This is a genomic window from Akkermansia sp. BCRC 18949 (assembly GCF_045011645.1).
Classification (GTDB): Bacteria; Verrucomicrobiota; Verrucomicrobiia; order Verrucomicrobiales; family Akkermansiaceae; genus Akkermansia; species Akkermansia massiliensis.
Window position 1 is genome coordinate 2,415,060 of sequence record NZ_CP123619.1, and the last position, 16,158, is coordinate 2,431,217.

Below are 16,158 nucleotides of genomic sequence, written 5' to 3' on the forward strand. Positions count from 1 at the left end.
TTTATCCTACGTCATATCCTGGAGACGGCAAGGTCAAACTCCCCTTGAACCGCATTTCAGGCCCGGACATCCCGGGGCAGAATACGCTATCAAACAATTCCCGGAAAAACCGTTTAAAGAAACAGTCCGAATAAATAAGACAAGTTTACAATGCAGCTCTTCTGGCCTACCATCCCAATCAGGAAAACAGCAATGAAAAACGCGGAAGCAACAGTCGGAAATCTCATTGACCATCAGAAAGTGGCATTCATCAGCTCTATTGATGAACAGGGCTATCCGAATACGAAAGCCATGCTGCCGCCCCGGAAAAGGAAAGGCATCAAGGTCTTCTACTTCACCACCAACACCTCCTCCATGCGCGCAAGGCAATATCAAGACAACCCGAAAGCCTGCATTTACTTTTGTGACCGGAGATTCTTCAGAGGCGTCATGCTTCTCGGCTCCATGGAAGTGCTGGAGGACAGAATCTATAAGGAAATGATTTGGAGGGAGGGTGACACCATGTACTACCCGGAGGGAGTGACCGACCCGGATTATTGCGTTTTGCGGTTTACCGCCACGCAGGGCAGATTCTACAGCAACTTCAACTCTGAAAACTTTAATATCATATAAAGCTTTCCACGCCACATGGCCCCACCTCCTATAAAGGATTCCGGGTATGGAGGCAGAACGCCGTCCTCCCGGAAAGGTTCTCCGCCGGAAGAGAGAAAAATAAAAACAATCATGGTCGTTGAGGAGGCATATTCCGATAAACGGCCTTCCGTTGAAATTCCTTCATCGTAAGCATGTGGACTTGCCAAGGCATGGGAATTCTGTAAACTGTTTCGTCCTCAGACAACATCCTTTTTCCCAGGTTATGCCAGACGCTCGCTTTCAACCACTTCCCGGATTCCGTGATTTTGCACCGGCGGACTGCGCCGTGCGCAACTATCTCTTTAACGCATGGAAGAGGGTGGCGCACCGCTATGGATTCCTGGAATGGGAAGGCCCGACCGTGGAAGCCACGGAGCTTTACCTTAAAAAGAGCGGGGGCGAACTGCCCACCCAGCTCTTCCGCTTTACGGACCAGGGAGACAGGGACATCACCATCCGTCCGGAACTCACCGCCTCCCTGGGCCGCATCGCCGCCGCCTGCCAGCGGGAATACACCAAGCCGCTCAAGTGGTTTGAAATCGGCTCCTGCTTCCGTTACGAAAAACCGCAGAAAGGACGCCTGCGCGAATTCTACCAATTCAATGCGGACATTCTTGGGGAAGGCTCCGCGTGGGCGGACTCCGAACTGATTGCCCTGGCCATCGACTGCATGAGGGAGCTGGGCTTTACGCAGAACGACTTCATCGTACGCGTCTCCGACCGCGAAGCCTGGATCAGGTTTGCCGCGGAACACAGCGTGCAGGAGCAGGACATTCCCGCCTTCCTGGGCATTGTGGACAAATTTGAACGAGACCGCCCGGAAGAATGCCAGCGCAAGCTGGACGCCTTCCACATCAGCCGCAGCGACCTGATGGCCTTCATTGAGAACCCTCCCGCCGGAGCCTCCGAACGCTATGACATCCTGCTGAAAGACCTGGAAGCCCGCGGACTGGACGGCTACGTCAGGCTGGACCTCTCCGTGGTGCGCGGCCTGGCCTACTACACCGGGCTGGTCTTTGAAATCTTTGACACGCAGCGCAGCCTGCGCGCCGTGGCTGGCGGTGGCCGCTACGATACGCTGGTAGGCGCCCTCTCCAACAATGCGGTGGACATGCCGGCCACCGGGTTTGCCATGGGGGATGCCGTCATCACCCACCTCATTGACCAGACCCCCCATGCCAAGGCGCTGAAGGATGCGGCGCTGGCCGCCGCGGGATGCGACGTCTTCATGGTGCAGGCCTCCGAAAACCGCCGCGCGGAAATGCTCTCCATCGCCTCCGCCCTCCGGGACCAGGGGTACAGCGTGGACCTTCCCCTCACACTCACCAAAATCAACGGCCAGCTCCAGAAAGCCGTCAAATCCGGCGCGCGCGCGGCCCTGATTGTGGGAGACGAATTCCCTGCCCTGGAACTGCGCGACCTGCATGCGCGCTCCTCCTCCACTGTCGCCATGGAGAACCTGTTTGACGCCCTGGCCTCCCTGACCGGCCGTGATTGATACGTTCCTTCCTCCCTTCCATTTTCAACAAAGATGAACTCATACCGCACTCATACCTGCAGCGAATTGCGCGCTGCGAACATCGGCAAGCCGACCACCCTCATCGGCTGGGTAGATTCCGTCCGTGACCACGGCGGCGTCATATTTATCGACTTGCGCGACCGCTCCGGCATCACGCAGGTAGTCTTTCACCCGGAAGTCAACCAGGACGTGGCGAAGGCCTCCCAGCAGCTCCGCTCCGAAGACATGATCCAGATATCCGGCACCGTGGCTGCGCGCCTGAAAACGGACACGGTGGACACCACCAATGCGGACCTTCCGACCGGGGAAATTGAAGTCTCCGCGGACACCCTGAACGTCATCAACAAGGCGGACGTGCTCCCCTTCCAGCTGGACCGGGCCCTCTCCAATGAAGACCTGCGCCTCAAGTACCGCTTTCTGGACCTGCGCCGCCCGTCCATGGTCCGCAACATGCAGATACGCCACCGCGTGACCAAGACCACGCGCGACTATCTGGATGAACACGGCTTCCTGGAAATTGAAACGCCCATCCTTTCCAAATCCACGCCTGAAGGCGCGCGCGACTTCCTGGTCCCCTCCCGCCTGGCACCCGGCAAATTCTATGCCCTCCCCCAGGCCCCGCAACAGTACAAGCAATTGCTCATGGTAGCCGGCATGGAACGCTACTTCCAGATCGCCCGCTGCTTCCGTGACGAAGACCTGCGTGCGGACCGCCAGCTGGAATTCACCCAGGTGGACATTGAAGCCTCCTTCATCACGCCGGAAGACATCTACAACCTGGTGGAAGGCCTGCTCAAGCGCGTGTACAAGGAATCCCTGGACGTGGACATTCCCACCCCCTTCCCCCGCATGACGTGGAGGGAGGCCATGGACCAGTACGGCTCCGACAAGCCGGAACGCCGCTTCGGCATGAAGCTGACGGACGTCTCCTCCATCTTTGAAAACAGCGGGTTCAAGGTATTCGCCTCCGCCGTAAGCAATGGAGGCGTGGTCAAGGCCATCAACGCCAAGGGGTTCGGCTCCGCCTCCGTCGGACAAATCGACGCCCTGACGAAAACCGCCGTGGAAGCCGGAGCCAAGGGCCTGGCCTACATCAAGGTGCGCGAGGAAGACTGGAGAAGCCCCATCTCCAAATTCCTTTCCGACGAAGAAAAGCAAAAACTCACGGAAGCCCTCAACATTGAAACCGGAGACCTCGTTCTCTTTGCGGCCGGTCCGTGGGAACCCTCCTGCGATATCCTGGGCCGCGTGCGTCTGCAATGCGCCGAATTCATGGAACTGCTTAAGGACAACACGGAACGCGACTTCCTGTGGGTCATCGAATTCCCGCTGGTGGGCTGGGATGAGGAAGAACAGCGCTGGGTGGCCATCCATCACCCCTTCACCCGCCCCGTCAAGGAAGACGAGGAAAAACTGCTCAAGGGAGAACTCTCCTCAGACCTGCGCGCCCAGGCTTACGACGTGGTGCTCAACGGGACGGAACTGGGCGGCGGCTCCATCCGAATCCATGAACGCGACTTGCAATCCGCCATGTTCAAGGCGCTCGGCGTCACGGAGGAACAGGCCCGCGAACAATTCGGCCACATCCTGGACGCCTTCAGCTTCGGCGCTCCGCCCCACGGCGGCCTTGCGCTGGGCCTGGACCGCCTGGTCATGATGATCTGCAACGCGGAATCCATCCGTGAAGTCATCGCGTTCCCGAAAAACAATCGCGGAGCGGACCTGATGAGCGACTCCCCCGCCGCTGCGGAAGAGCGGCAATTGCGCGACATTCACATCCAGGTGAAACTGCCCGCTAAAAAATAACCGGAATCTTTAAACACAAACCCCCGGATGGAAGTTTTTCCATCCGGGGGTTTTTCATTCAAAGAGCTTCCTGCATCCGGAACCACGCCAACGGCAAGACAGAAATCCCTTCCTATAAACCGTGCCCGGCGCCCGTCAGACGCCGCCGGATATCCGCCATCTGCCGTAAATTCTTCATGACGGGCAAACGGTGACGCTTGTCCAGCGGCTGCGGAGGAGGATTGCCCGTCGTCACCATGGTGAAACGCTGGTAACCCTTCACCTCCGGATAACGTCCCCAGTAATACGCCGTCCACCCGCTGTCCGGCGCGTCCGGACCAAAGGGAGCATAAACCATGTGCCGTTCCTCTCCAGGATATAAATTAAAAGCGCTGGTGCCTATCACAATATCTTCCGGCGCGTCCGGCAGCAGCTCCAGCCTGCGAACATACTCCCGGATTTTTACGGCCGCATACGCCTTCAAGGCATACAGGCAGCCGTAAACACGCTGTTCCACGGAACCGCTGCCCCAGAACACCATCTCCCTCCGGTCGGCAAAACGCAGCAAATCATCTCCCGACACCATCACCGTATCCGCATCTATCTTCACCAGGGTATCCCCTTCATCGTCCATGCTCCGGAGCATCTCCCCCAGCATCCCTTCAATACAGGCCTTCCCCCTCAAATTGCCGCCTCTTTCCCAAAAGGACACGCGCCATTCCGCCCCCAGTTCCTCCGCCTGCGCCTTCACCTCATCCGGGCAAGGATGGCGCCCGTCGTCAATCACGACCAAATGGGCTCCGGGGAGGGCATGCCGGACACACAGCAGATTCTCCCCGACCAGGGCGGCGTCTCCCGAATAAACGAACAAATGAACGTGAATGCTTGCTTTCTTTTTCATCATCAATAACTCTATCGCTGGAACTCTTTTTCCTGTTTGCGATCATCATGACAGGAACTGCCGGACATCTCCATCTGCCGCAACGGGCCTTGTTCAACAGGCTCCAAGGAAAGCTCCGGCAGGGAAGAAGGAGAGCCAGACACTGCGGCCTCCTTCCGCGCCTCCTGCTTCAACCGCAGCACGCCCAACTTGATTCTGGAGGCCATATTGCCCAGGGCATTCGCCCGGGAAGGAATCAGCCAGCCGCCAAGAACACCCTGATGAAGGAAATCCGTCTCTGCGGCCAGCACTTCTCCCGGCCTCAGTCCGGAAAACAGACGCACCCACAGAGCCATCAAACCTCGGCTGATGAGGGAATCGCTATCGGCATCAATCCGCACCAGACCGCCTGCAAGCTCCAGCCGCAGCCATACCCGGTACTGGCATCCCCGCAGGAGGCAGGCTTCCGTTTTCCATTCCTCCGCAAAGGGCGGCAACTGTTCCCCCTGGCGCATTAAAAAACCGTACAGAGCCCCCTCCCCGGACAGGGCGGCCAGCTCCTGCAGTAGAACCTGCCGCCGTTCTTCAAAACAATCCATATGTTCTTATTCGTTATATATTAAAAGCAATTCCGACCGTTCAGAAAACCCTCTTGAAAATTGACTTAACCGGAACGGTCCGGCTCCCTAGCCCTTCAATACACACTCGTCCCGCGCTGCCATCATGGAACCGGACCCGATTTCAATATTCAAAATCCGGCAGGGATGCTGGCGCTGTTCCGAGGCGCAATGCTGTAATCCCTGAATCAAAACCCTCAGGTCACCCGCCCGGTCATCTATTCTCCATCCGGAAATGAGCAAACGAAGACACTGCACTGCCTCATCTCCATTCGTTTGAAACCAGATGACCATCGTTTCATCCGTGGCGACGCGGCAGCCCCTTCCGGTGAGCCTGAACATTCCGGAATCTCCGATGCAGTCCATGCTGTCCCACACAACCTCCTTAATACCGCATTCGGCGGAATTCCTGACGGCAATCTTTCCACCGGGAAACCATCCCATATGGAACAATAAGCACCGCATCAGGTAGGCGCGCCTTAACGCACAATCCTCCTGATGGGTGCCAAGACCGAGCGACTTCCTGGCGCCGCAGAACTTGCTCCCCCGGTCAATGGTTAGTCTGACCTTATAACTTCCGGATGTATTCTTCCGCAATTCGATTGATCTATAGATGGACATGCAAATATTCATACAATATCCAAAAACTATATATATAAAATCAAACGGGCCTAGAATAAAAATGTTAGAAAACAGCGCAACTTCATCAAAAAAAGCAATATTAGAAAACTATGCAATAAAGAAAAAATCAAAATATTCCATATCGGGAACGCTTCTGGCGTTCATGAAGAATCCTGCGCAGCAGACCTTTCTTCCCCCTCCCGGCATTTAAAAAACCGGCAATCCTTTATAGACGGGTCTCAAGAGAGCTTTCTAAGGGAGCTTCCACTTGGCCCCTCCCTATAGCCAATCAGAGAAGGCAGGTCAAGCTGCTTTTTTTATTCCCGGCCACTTTCACCCAAAGTAAAAAAACATTCCTTCCTAACAAGCAGAAAGAACCTGAAACCATTTTAAAAACAGACAGCGAAAGCCTCTTCGCTTTTCAAGAACCAAACAGGCTTTCCGTGAATAGTCCTCAATCTTCACACACGATTCGCTCCCCGAAAGAAACGCTTCAAGTATCGGACCCATGCCAGCGAAACCAATCCTTTCATGAAGTCCATACATACCATCCCATGCACAAGACCACAGGCAATAGGACAAAAACAGCTCTCCTCAAAAGGCAGCACCATTTAAAAAGGGAATCGATACTCATCTCCCTCTCTTCCAATAGCATTGATAGTCTATCCTGACACAATGGCCAATAACCCGTAGCCCCTGGAATAACATTAGGCACCACTTGCCTTTTCTTCCCCGTTCGCGTTGTACCTTGCACCCCAAACCCCGCTTTACCCCCAGTTCAGAAAGCTCCAAAGCTGTCTCCTAATAAAAATGAATTGGAGGTGTAGGACATGCAATCCATGCTCGTTCCCATCAACTGAGCTCCCTATGAACAAAAACCGAGGCACATATGTACCTCGGCGTATAATTTACTTTATATTAAAAAATTAGATAAAGATATGATATCGCAATCTCTTTTATCAACAGTAATTTTACTTTTATCCTTATACATATTAAGAACGGCATCTACGACTGCATCAATATATTGCTCTGTTGAATCTGACCTTGCATAATTTTCCCGGCATATTGACCGTTATTTCTTTTCTGAAAATCAACCTTCGAATTTCATATTTTGTATTGTCGATTCATCCGGCCGATAACCAGTTATTCTCTTAAATACGAGAAACTTACTTCAAGAAGAAGAGGAATTTTCTACAAATTTAGAAGGATTTATATTTTCCAATTCCCCTAGCGTGTAGCTACTTTAGTCTATTTGTCTCTCTTGAGGGATCCCATCTGCGTTAGTCTTTAAATCCCAAATGATCTACCTAAGTACATTTGTACGTCTTGTCCCATCGCTCCTTTTTATTGCTGTCTAGCACATCTGTACTATCTGCTGAGATGCTGATATTACGGATAACTAAAAACATCAAAACCTATAGATGAACTGAAATGAGTGCCAGTAATCAAATAACACAGTAGAATCAATATATTAGTTAATGTAGTATATTAAGCCCAAATTCTCGTTACAGCATTCACAGGAATATCGAAATTGCATTGCCATAGCTTGGATCATTTCTATATTCAGTGTTACTCTTAGATATTTAAAAAATGAGGTTGCTTTAATTTGATAAAACAACCTCATTAAATGATGTAAAGTCAATAAAAACTAAAACTAATCCTTCTCAACTTGATTCACTATTTTATCATAAAACCATTTCTGAAAATTTTTACATTCATCCACCGTCATAGTTTTTTTAACAGTATTACCATTGAAAGAATACAAGTTATGTATTATTTTATGATTTTTTGCATCTTCATAAATGCCTAATGGACTTTGCAATATTTCCGGATCAATCAAGCCGGCATCTACTAATCCTTTAAATATTTTATTCATTAAGTCAAATTTCACTAAGCCTTTTCCATCAAATTCATAGATGGAATTTGCTATGACATTAGCAGTTATCTGATCTACAATTTGCCGTAAGAGAATTTCAAGCTCCTTCATATCACCCTTTTCTTTCCTCAATACTGCCATTTCAGCAGATAATGAAATAATATAGGAAAGTCGGTCTATTTGTTCCTGACACATTTGTATATCATCCTGTTCCGGATCACATACAGAATTCTGGGTTGAAAGAAAAATTATACTCCAAACAATATTTGCAGCGAAAAGCACCCCTATTGCACTCCATAAAAAATATTTACTTATATTACATTTCATGCTAGTTTATCTTAACTTTTTACATTTCTCTTCACATTCTTTTAATTTTGACGAAAAAAGCTTATTGAATTCTTCTTGTTTCTTTTCTTCAATTTCCTCTTTTTTTGGTATCTTGTTGATAGATCCCAATCCGTCAGTATATGGATTCCCGTTACCAAAGGTTCTGCTATTAATTGTAAATGAACCTGTCATTGGAGCAATTGCTTCTCCATACAGCGCATTTTTTAACCAACCTTCACACTTGCATTTACACCTACATGTAAATTCTACTTTTACGTTCACCTGTAAAGAAAGCAAAAAGGGTGCCGCCGTAGTGAAAGACATCCCTAAAGCATCTAATCCTTTAACTGCGGTTTTTACAAGTTTAGGACGTTTAGTGTGCTTTTCAATTACTGCTTCAGACACTTTACGTACATATCTTTCGGTTTCCCGTGTACCAGCAAACTCCTCAGTCACTGTAATATCACTAGGGTCCTGTGTTAAAACGCAACCATCTCCATACCGTTCTTCTCTGGAAGAAAAAGACAGACCTAGATACTCACTAATTGATACAGGATTATTTTTTACAAATCCATATAAATGGACACCACCTTTTTCTCCAATCGGATCTCTGGATATCCAGCGACCATCTTGTGGATTGTAATGGCGGTAATTGTAGTAAATTAAACCTAAGTCTTCGTCATGGTACTCGCAGGAATAAAGGAATGGCATAGACGCGGTCTTAATTCCTTCCGAACTCAAGGTTTCTCCGTAGGGCGTGTATTCAAACTTCGCCTGACGGTTTCCCGAGGAGTCAAACAGAGCGCTTACGCTTTTGAGCAGATCGTGCGCCACATAACGGGTGGTGGCCACGCTCTTGTCCGCATTGTGCGTGCACATCGCCAATACCCGTGTCGACTCCGATTCAGAGGGATCCCAAAACCACGTACCCAGCAAGGGCGGATTGGAGGTATTTTGCGTGCAGTCCATGCTTGCCACCATTAGATATCCCATATACGCGAATCTTGTACGTCTGGTCAAGTTATTTCCATCATATTCCACTTTTTCCACACGTCGGCCAAGATAGTCATACACACATTCCACCTTTTTGCTTCCCTGTGTAAAGACCACCGGACGATTGTCCGCATTATACTGGACAGACCATATTCCTGTGGAAGTGTTCACACTCGTTTGATTACCGTCAGAGTCATACACAGGTGCGAAGGCTGTTCCTGAACGTGTCACAGTAGCATACTGGTTCAAACTATTGCTTCGATAGGTACTGGAAATGCCTTGTTCTGCCGCCGTCTGGCGGTTGCCGATATTGTCATAGTCATAGCTGAAGGCTCCTCCCGCGTTCATGGTGTCTTCCGTCAATTCCCCTCGTGCATTGTAGCCATATGTGTGGCGACGGGAAAGAGCAGTTGAACCCACATAGTCTTCCCGTACGGAAGGACGCCGCATACTGTCCCACGTATAGGCGTGCTTGAGCGCAGGAATGGAGGAAGTTCCCTTCACGTAAGTCAGGGACACCGGCAAAGGAAGATTGGCATGAAACACTGTGTTTCTAACCAATCCATTCGGATAGGTCAAACTGTTGAGCCAGCCCGTAGCCGAATCATATCCATACGTAAAGGATGAACCATTAAGCGACATTGCAGAAAGGCGGTCTGCGACATCATATTCCAGAGCGACCTGCTGTACCATTGTTCCATTCAGAGAAAACGTATATCCGGACGAACGATCCAAAGAATCACGCTGGTACTCAAGCAGGCTTGCTACCATGCCAGAAGTTTGTTCGTAGGCAATATCTTCAAGATCCCAATAGTAAAAGGAACGTGTTCCGGATGCATCCTGGACGGAAGATAACCGATCCATCCTATCATAGGAAAATGACACAGACGGAGTTCCATCACTATGCGTTATAGAAGCTATTTTTCCTGATACAGTATCATACTGGTATTCCGTCGTCACTCCGCGGGACTGGATGCGAGTTCCCAGACGCCCCCAGTCATCATGGTAATACGAAGTCATGGAACCATCCGCATAAGTCTTATTCACCACAAGTCCACTCACAGGGCCATAAGTCCAGCGTGTGATATCGGAATCCGAGGATGGAATCGCATCCAGAACAGATCCTGATGCACGATAGGTATGCAGAGCCACAATACGGTCCATGGCATCATATTCCCATTTGATGGGCTGGACAGCCGTTCCATACTGCTGCACTAAGCGTCCACGAAAATCATAGGAAAACCATGTCTGCTTGCCATCAGGAGTTACAATACAATTTGCCAGCCCTGTAACCGCATCATAGGAGGTAGTAGTCGTCTCTCCGTCCTGGTCCGTTCGGCTTGTTTCCCTTCCTGTGGCATCGTTGACGATGGTCATGTCTTTACCACGGGCATCGCGGATTGTAAGCATATCTCCGGTCATACTGTAAGTACGCTTGTACTGGGTCATTGTCCCATCTATTTGTATCAGGCGTACGGTATCCCCGTTCAGGATGACTTCTTCCTCTTCCCTGTCACATCCCTTCCGTCCCCTTAGAACACGTATATTACCGTTTTCATTGTAAACTTTTTCCCAAATGGAACGGTATTCCGGTAGCCTCTCCCTCATAACGACTGACTCCAAAGATTGCAGGGCACTGTCCGTTCTGGAGACTAATGTATATGTATATTCGAAGTCAGCATCCAATCCCTCACAAATAGCCTGTACGTAGTCCATACGCCAGACAGCATTTACCGCTGAAGCAGACAATCCGGGAGGAGGAAAAGACAGGCGGGTATAACGGGAAACCACTGAATACCTGTATGGAGAATTATCAGGCCAGTCATTCCAACTCCTCATCCATCCCGTCAGTTCTCCTCTGTTATTATAATGGTACCACAACGGGCATTCATTCTTTTGCTGTTCACATACTATTTGCCCGAATCCGTTATATTCGGCGTTGTACTGGTCTACCATCACAGCGCCGTTAGAATGTAAAATTCTCAATATCTTGCCATCTGCATTTTCCAGAATATTTTCTATCATATCTCCGGATGAGGAAAGACGGCGTATATATTTCCAAATCCCGGACCAGTCCGCCTTATATTCATAATAACGCGCCTCCCGTCCTGTGCCGGACTCTTCCACAACCAGGCCGGAAGGAGCTTTCCTGGTCACCAGCGTAGCTCCGGGCGATGTTGTTTCAGTCATTGTCAATCCGTCTTGGGAATAAGAATAAAGGGAGGTTCGCCCCATCTTATCCGTCCGGGAAGTGACTCTTCCCAGTAAATCATATTGGGAAGAAACCGTCGTTTTCCTGTCCCCTATGGAGTGGCTCACTGACAAAATCCTCCCCATCCCATCGTATGTCGTTTCCGTTATACTATCCGGACAATCGGCATTCATATCTACATCATTCCAATTTTCCACAGCCACGGCAGCATCCCTTTCCACACACACCAGACGTTTGGCCCCATCATAGGTATAACGCGTCTGCAGCCCTCTTACATCTGTTTCCCACAACGGTCCCGCACAACTCCATTCCATCATGGAATACAAGCCATTGGCGTAATCTGTCCGGATCAAACGATGTGAAGGATCATAAGACATCCGGCGAAAGTCAATGGAGACAAATCCCGGCGAATATAAATGAACTTGATGGTCTGTAGCAATTTCATCGCCGTTCTCTGCATAATAGCGAATTATCCTGGAGGACTTTTCTGAATCCGCCACATCTATATAGTCATCCTCTGTACATTTCCAAACAGCGCCATAATCACTGCAGGTAGAATATTCGCGACGTGAAATATTTCTGGCCTCTCCATTATTTACTATATCAGGATTATCCACATCTTGCACGTTTTCATATTGATATCTGCATTTCAACCGTCCTGGCGCATACACGCAGTCATGAGCTGTGTACCATTCCTCAACCGTAGTTACCGAATTCAGAACACCCACATTTGTAGAACCCAGATAGGTGCGTGTGGCGGTTTTCGAATAAACCTGTTCTGTCTTATTGTATTCATACTGTGTTTTTTCCAGACATTCGATCCTCTGAGGAGATACCAGTTCTACAAGCTCCTGAGAAATTCTCCGGTCATTGAACAATTCATCTGCATATGAATAGGAAGTCCTCATAGAAATATCCCCATACCACGGCTCCGTCCGTTGAATCACGTTCCCGTTGGAATCATACTCCATCTCCACCACGGCTCCGTCCGGGCGCGTTTCCCTGATGCGTTTGCCATAATTGGGGGAAGAAGGATCGCTGCCGTATCCGTACGTCCATGTTCTTTCCAGCGGGGTTCCATATCCTTCCGTGCGGGAGATAAGGACGTCCCCGTACAAACGGCGCTGGTATACTTCCTTTTCTGCGGAACACAGCACGGCATGCTCGGTTCCGGCCACGCCGCTGTACACATACTTGAATTTTTCCTTCTTGTCCGTATAGTACCCTCCCGCCACCATGGCCTGTCCGTTAATATCCTTGGCAACCAGGTTTTCATGGCCGGGCGCCGGAAGGCATCTGGTGACGATGCTGATGGCGTCATCCCCCTCTCCTTTCACCAGGGTCAGATCGTCCGGGTAAAGGCCCGCGCGCCATTCACTGATAAAACCTCCCGGTTCTTCAATACGGAATGTCTGCAACAGCATCTGGGTCACTTCCGGATTTTCTTCATCCACAGCCCTGGCGACCATCGTCTCCGTATCCGCGAACGACCAGGACAGCTTCCATGTCTTGATCGGAACGGCTCCTTTGCGGATGATATACGTGCCATCGTTGTGCCGCCCCGTCACGTCTGCGGGGGCATACCATCTAATGCTCTGAACATTGCTTAGATCCAGCAAGCCGTCCGTCTTGTTCCACACCTGCTTCAGCATGAACAGGGAAAGGGAGTTGAAAGTTTCCACCGCAGTGCCGGGTTCGTCGTAGGCGTCCTGCCTGACTACCTTAAGTTCCGCGGCCAGTTCAGCAAAGGTGATTTTCACGCCGCGCGGCGTCACGATATGGTCAAATATAGCGGAATTGGGGCGGAAGCGCATGGTCATGCCGCTTTCCTGAACTTCTTCCAGATAGGAAACGCCATCCACGGTCACGCGCCGCATCCTGTCCTTGAACATCTGGGTACCGCCAAGAACCTCTGCCCCGGAAACATTTGGAGAGGCAAAGCTGTAATAACGCGGAAATCCTTTTTCAGTCTTCACCACCGCCCGGGAAACGTCTTCCGGTTCTTCCGGGCGGCTGATGGATGCATTGAGGGTTTCAGCCACTTCCAGACGGCGCTGGGAAATGTGCTCGTACTGGAAAGCGGTCCCCCAGCATAACCCGGCATCCATCATGTTCAGGTTCAGCATCAGGCGGCCTCCACTCAATTCCGGCCACTTGGGAAAGCGTCCGAATTCTATGGAGAAGTCCACGCTGTTGTTGTCCGTACTTCCTGTACCGGAGTCGCCCTCGGAACACGGGCACGGGTATTCCGTCTCCGGCCCTATGGGAGTGACAGGGTACCACGTATTGGGCCACGGCATCGGAGACGGTTCATCATTGGAAACGAATGTAACGGGATGGCTGGGCATTCCTCCGGATTGTTCCGGAGTGGATAACTGATTATCAATTTCTTTCATTGTTTTATTGTCGTTGAGGCACCTGCCGGGAAGAAGAGAAAACGCCGCCATGGAATTTCCCCGGCTCCATTCCCGTCAGATGCTTTGGGTCAGGTTCAGGCGGCAGGTTGACGGTCCACGGAAACAGGACGGTTACAGATGGCGTTCCGCAGGCATCTCATGACGGAGATGCGGGCGCGGCGCGCCACCTTGTCCTGATAACGCCGGCTCATGGATACCATGTCCATGTCCGCCAGGGATTCCGCAGACGGAAAGGTCGTCCAGTTGTAATGCCCCCACAGGGGGCCTCCGGTTCCTCGCGTCCATGCTCTGGCGAGGAGTGGGGCTCCATCCGGGAACAGGGCGGTAAACGCCCCCAGGATGACGGCGCCCTCCGGACATTTCATCACGGAGGAGGATTGCTCCAGATGCTGGAGAATGGCCCGAAGCACAGCAGGCTTCAGGGCATAAAGTTCATTGCACAGCAGGCCGGACCGAAGACAGGTTCCGGATAATCCCGCTTCGGAACGGGCAAATTCCCTTAAAAAACCGGCATGGAGAATGAGATTGTCCGGCTTGGTGCGCACCAGCACATCATGTTCATGGCGCACAGCCTGAGCCATCAGAGCCAGAATAGCGGCCGCATGTTCGGAGGACGTATCAGTTTTCTTCAGCACTTTCCATTCCACGGACATGTTCCTCAGCACTTCCCTGACGGTTTGGGGACAGCGTGCCCGGTCATCGTCCAGAATAATGACAGACGCTTCCGGAACGGCACGGCGGATGCCCTGTACAGCTTCCACCAGCAGAGGAGCGTTGTTTGCCTTGCAGGGAATGAAAAAGATGATTCCCGGCTGCTCCACAGGATCAGGCTGCGGAGAATTTGATATGGATTCATTCATACAGATAATCGTTGAGTTGTAATGAAATGATGCGTTGCATCAGTTCCAACCTTCATCATTACCCTGTATGAATGCACGCTGTTTTAACGGGCCTAGGACATTGGTTTCAAATAAATTGAGGCATTTTCACGGTGGCAGGAATGAGTCTGTCTTTTCCTCTCATGCGTTTCTTCCGGCTCTTCCTCCGCGTTGCCCCTCGGCAAGAAAAGAAAATGAATACCCGGCCCCATTTCCACCGATATGGACATTATCACAAGCAGGAGATACCCTCTTCTCCAACCAGCCGTTCAGACTGCCGGAAAAAGTCTGCAACTGCATCCATTCCGTCCACCCCTCCTGTCAAATTATCTCTTTCCTCTCATCCGACGGAAGACTCAATATGCTGAATCCCATAAAAAGGCCCTTCTCCGCCCCGTACGTTTCCGCCAGCCAAAGCCTCTTTGCCGCGTGCATGAAGAAGGGCGGTTTGAATGGACATGCAATACCCTTCAAACCGCCCTGCCTGCAGGATTTCCATGACAGAAGAAACAGCCGGTAAACGAACACCGGGTGCCCTGCCTTCAAAGATTTTACCGCCTCATTTACCGGAAACAGAAGGCACCGGGCCTTCCAGTACGGCAGTAGCGCCCCTTGGAGCCGGTGGCGCTACCTCCAGGAACCTCTCCGTCACCGTCTCTTTTCTTTCCTCCGGATGGTCGATCAAAGAGATAACACGGTCCACCGCCTCGCATGCGTTGGGGTGCATTTCCTTCCGCGCCTCCCTCACAGCGCTGCAAGCCGTCCATGTGAATTCCTCCGTATGGGCATCCGCCTGTTTCATCACAGGCGCCAGAATCATGCCCTGATAAATGATCGCTCCAATAATGATCACCAGGCCGACACACCCGCAAGTCAGCGCGCCCCTGGCAGAACCATACGTCCTGTCATCACTCCTCTTTACCGCTACCGCTCCCAGAATAATAGCCAGAATGGCACAGAGAAGGCCGGGAACAATTGCTACCCACCCCAGACATGGAAGAAAGGCGAGCAACGCGAGAATCAATCCTACAATACCCAGAACCAATGCAAGAATGGTTGAAACGGTATCGGGGACGGAACGGCGGGGATCCGAGTAGTTTATTTTGTTCATCTTTCATTTTTTCATTGGATTTCCAGACACGGAAACGCTCTAATGTTAAAGAAAGCGTGTAAAATCTGTCAAGGAACCTCCCTGTTGCCCCTTGACGGCCCTCTCCTGTTCCAACATCCCGGGCTCATGTCAAAACAAAGGCCGAACGCTTCTCAATGCGCTAAAAATAAATACCATGATTGCATGGTCAATCATACTGCTTCCCTAGCTGCATGCCTTCTTCAGAACATCGCCAGTATGACAAAAAACGCATGACACATCCATGGCCCTGCACCGGTCAGGAAGTTGT

Annotated in this window: 10 protein-coding genes; 3 read left to right on the forward strand and 7 right to left on the reverse strand. The window is 50.9% G+C overall.

The genetic code is table 11. The annotated features are described in order from the left end of the window. Positions 1 to 192: 192 nt before the first annotated feature. The 3 genes from P8A25_RS10120 to aspS all read left to right on the forward strand — a co-directional run bounded on the left by P8A25_RS10120 (position 193) and on the right by aspS (position 3,958). On the forward strand, positions 193 to 612 hold the full coding sequence (locus P8A25_RS10120; protein WP_022396250.1) for a pyridoxamine 5'-phosphate oxidase family protein: 420 nt from the start codon (positions 193 to 195) through the stop codon (positions 610 to 612). A 244-nt stretch (positions 613 to 856) separates the two neighbouring features. Further along, complete coding sequence (hisS, locus tag P8A25_RS10125) at positions 857 to 2,131, forward strand: histidine--tRNA ligase (RefSeq protein WP_215443210.1); 1,275 nt, start codon at positions 857 to 859, stop codon at positions 2,129 to 2,131. A 33-nt stretch (positions 2,132 to 2,164) separates the two neighbouring features. Further along, on the forward strand, positions 2,165 to 3,958 hold the full coding sequence (gene aspS / locus P8A25_RS10130; protein ID WP_022396252.1) for an aspartate--tRNA ligase: 1,794 nt from the start codon (positions 2,165 to 2,167) through the stop codon (positions 3,956 to 3,958). A 112-nt stretch (positions 3,959 to 4,070) separates the two neighbouring features. On the opposite strand, the gene P8A25_RS10135 is transcribed toward aspS, so the two are convergent. The 7 genes from P8A25_RS10135 to P8A25_RS10165 form a co-directional block, all read right to left on the reverse strand. Next, on the reverse strand, positions 4,071 to 4,841 hold the full coding sequence (locus P8A25_RS10135) for a hypothetical protein (RefSeq protein WP_022396253.1): 771 nt from the start codon (positions 4,839 to 4,841) through the stop codon (positions 4,071 to 4,073). Between the two features lie 8 nt (positions 4,842 to 4,849). Further along, positions 4,850 to 5,416 carry a SufE family protein gene (locus tag P8A25_RS10140; RefSeq protein ID WP_102729181.1) on the reverse strand — a complete coding sequence of 189 codons (567 nt, stop codon included), beginning with the start codon at positions 5,414 to 5,416 and terminating at the stop codon, positions 4,850 to 4,852. An 87-nt stretch (positions 5,417 to 5,503) separates the two neighbouring features. Further along, the gene (locus tag P8A25_RS10145; RefSeq protein WP_146017767.1) at positions 5,504 to 5,878 is read right to left on the reverse strand and encodes a hypothetical protein; all 375 of its coding nucleotides are present in this window, start codon (positions 5,876 to 5,878) and stop codon (positions 5,504 to 5,506) included. 1,831 nt (positions 5,879 to 7,709) lie between these two features. Beyond that, positions 7,710 to 8,258 carry a hypothetical protein gene (locus P8A25_RS10150; RefSeq protein WP_102720983.1) on the reverse strand — a complete coding sequence of 183 codons (549 nt, stop codon included), beginning with the start codon at positions 8,256 to 8,258 and terminating at the stop codon, positions 7,710 to 7,712. A gap of 6 nt (positions 8,259 to 8,264) precedes the next feature. Beyond that, on the reverse strand, positions 8,265 to 13,859 hold the full coding sequence (locus P8A25_RS10155; RefSeq protein ID WP_404838690.1) for an RHS repeat-associated core domain-containing protein: 5,595 nt from the start codon (positions 13,857 to 13,859) through the stop codon (positions 8,265 to 8,267). 95 nt (positions 13,860 to 13,954) lie between these two features. Further along, entirely contained in the window at positions 13,955 to 14,740 is a 786-nt protein-coding gene (locus P8A25_RS10160; protein ID WP_215443214.1) for a hypothetical protein, read from the reverse strand. Positions 14,741 to 15,317: 577 nt separating this feature from the next. Next, positions 15,318 to 15,869: a hypothetical protein gene (locus tag P8A25_RS10165; protein WP_022396259.1), complete on the reverse strand. Its 552-nt coding sequence runs from the start codon at positions 15,867 to 15,869 to the stop codon at positions 15,318 to 15,320. Positions 15,870 to 16,158: the final 289 nt, after the last annotated feature.

Bases quoted from the DNA above. Each gene is read 5' to 3' on its own strand.
- P8A25_RS10120 (WP_022396250.1), top strand. From the start codon at position 193: ATGAAAAACGCGGAAGCAACAGTCGGAAATCTCATTGACCATCAGAAA.
- hisS (WP_215443210.1), top strand. From the start codon at position 857: ATGCCAGACGCTCGCTTTCAACCACTTCCCGGATTCCGTGATTTTGCA.
- aspS (WP_022396252.1), top strand. From the start codon at position 2,165: ATGAACTCATACCGCACTCATACCTGCAGCGAATTGCGCGCTGCGAAC.
- P8A25_RS10135 (WP_022396253.1), bottom strand. From the start codon at position 4,841: ATGATGAAAAAGAAAGCAAGCATTCACGTTCATTTGTTCGTTTATTCG.
- P8A25_RS10140 (WP_102729181.1), bottom strand. From the start codon at position 5,416: ATGGATTGTTTTGAAGAACGGCGGCAGGTTCTACTGCAGGAGCTGGCC.
- P8A25_RS10145 (WP_146017767.1), bottom strand. From the start codon at position 5,878: ATGGGATGGTTTCCCGGTGGAAAGATTGCCGTCAGGAATTCCGCCGAA.
- P8A25_RS10150 (WP_102720983.1), bottom strand. From the start codon at position 8,258: ATGAAATGTAATATAAGTAAATATTTTTTATGGAGTGCAATAGGGGTG.
- P8A25_RS10155 (WP_404838690.1), bottom strand. From the start codon at position 13,859: ATGAAAGAAATTGATAATCAGTTATCCACTCCGGAACAATCCGGAGGA.
- P8A25_RS10160 (WP_215443214.1), bottom strand. From the start codon at position 14,740: ATGAATGAATCCATATCAAATTCTCCGCAGCCTGATCCTGTGGAGCAG.
- P8A25_RS10165 (WP_022396259.1), bottom strand. From the start codon at position 15,869: ATGAACAAAATAAACTACTCGGATCCCCGCCGTTCCGTCCCCGATACC.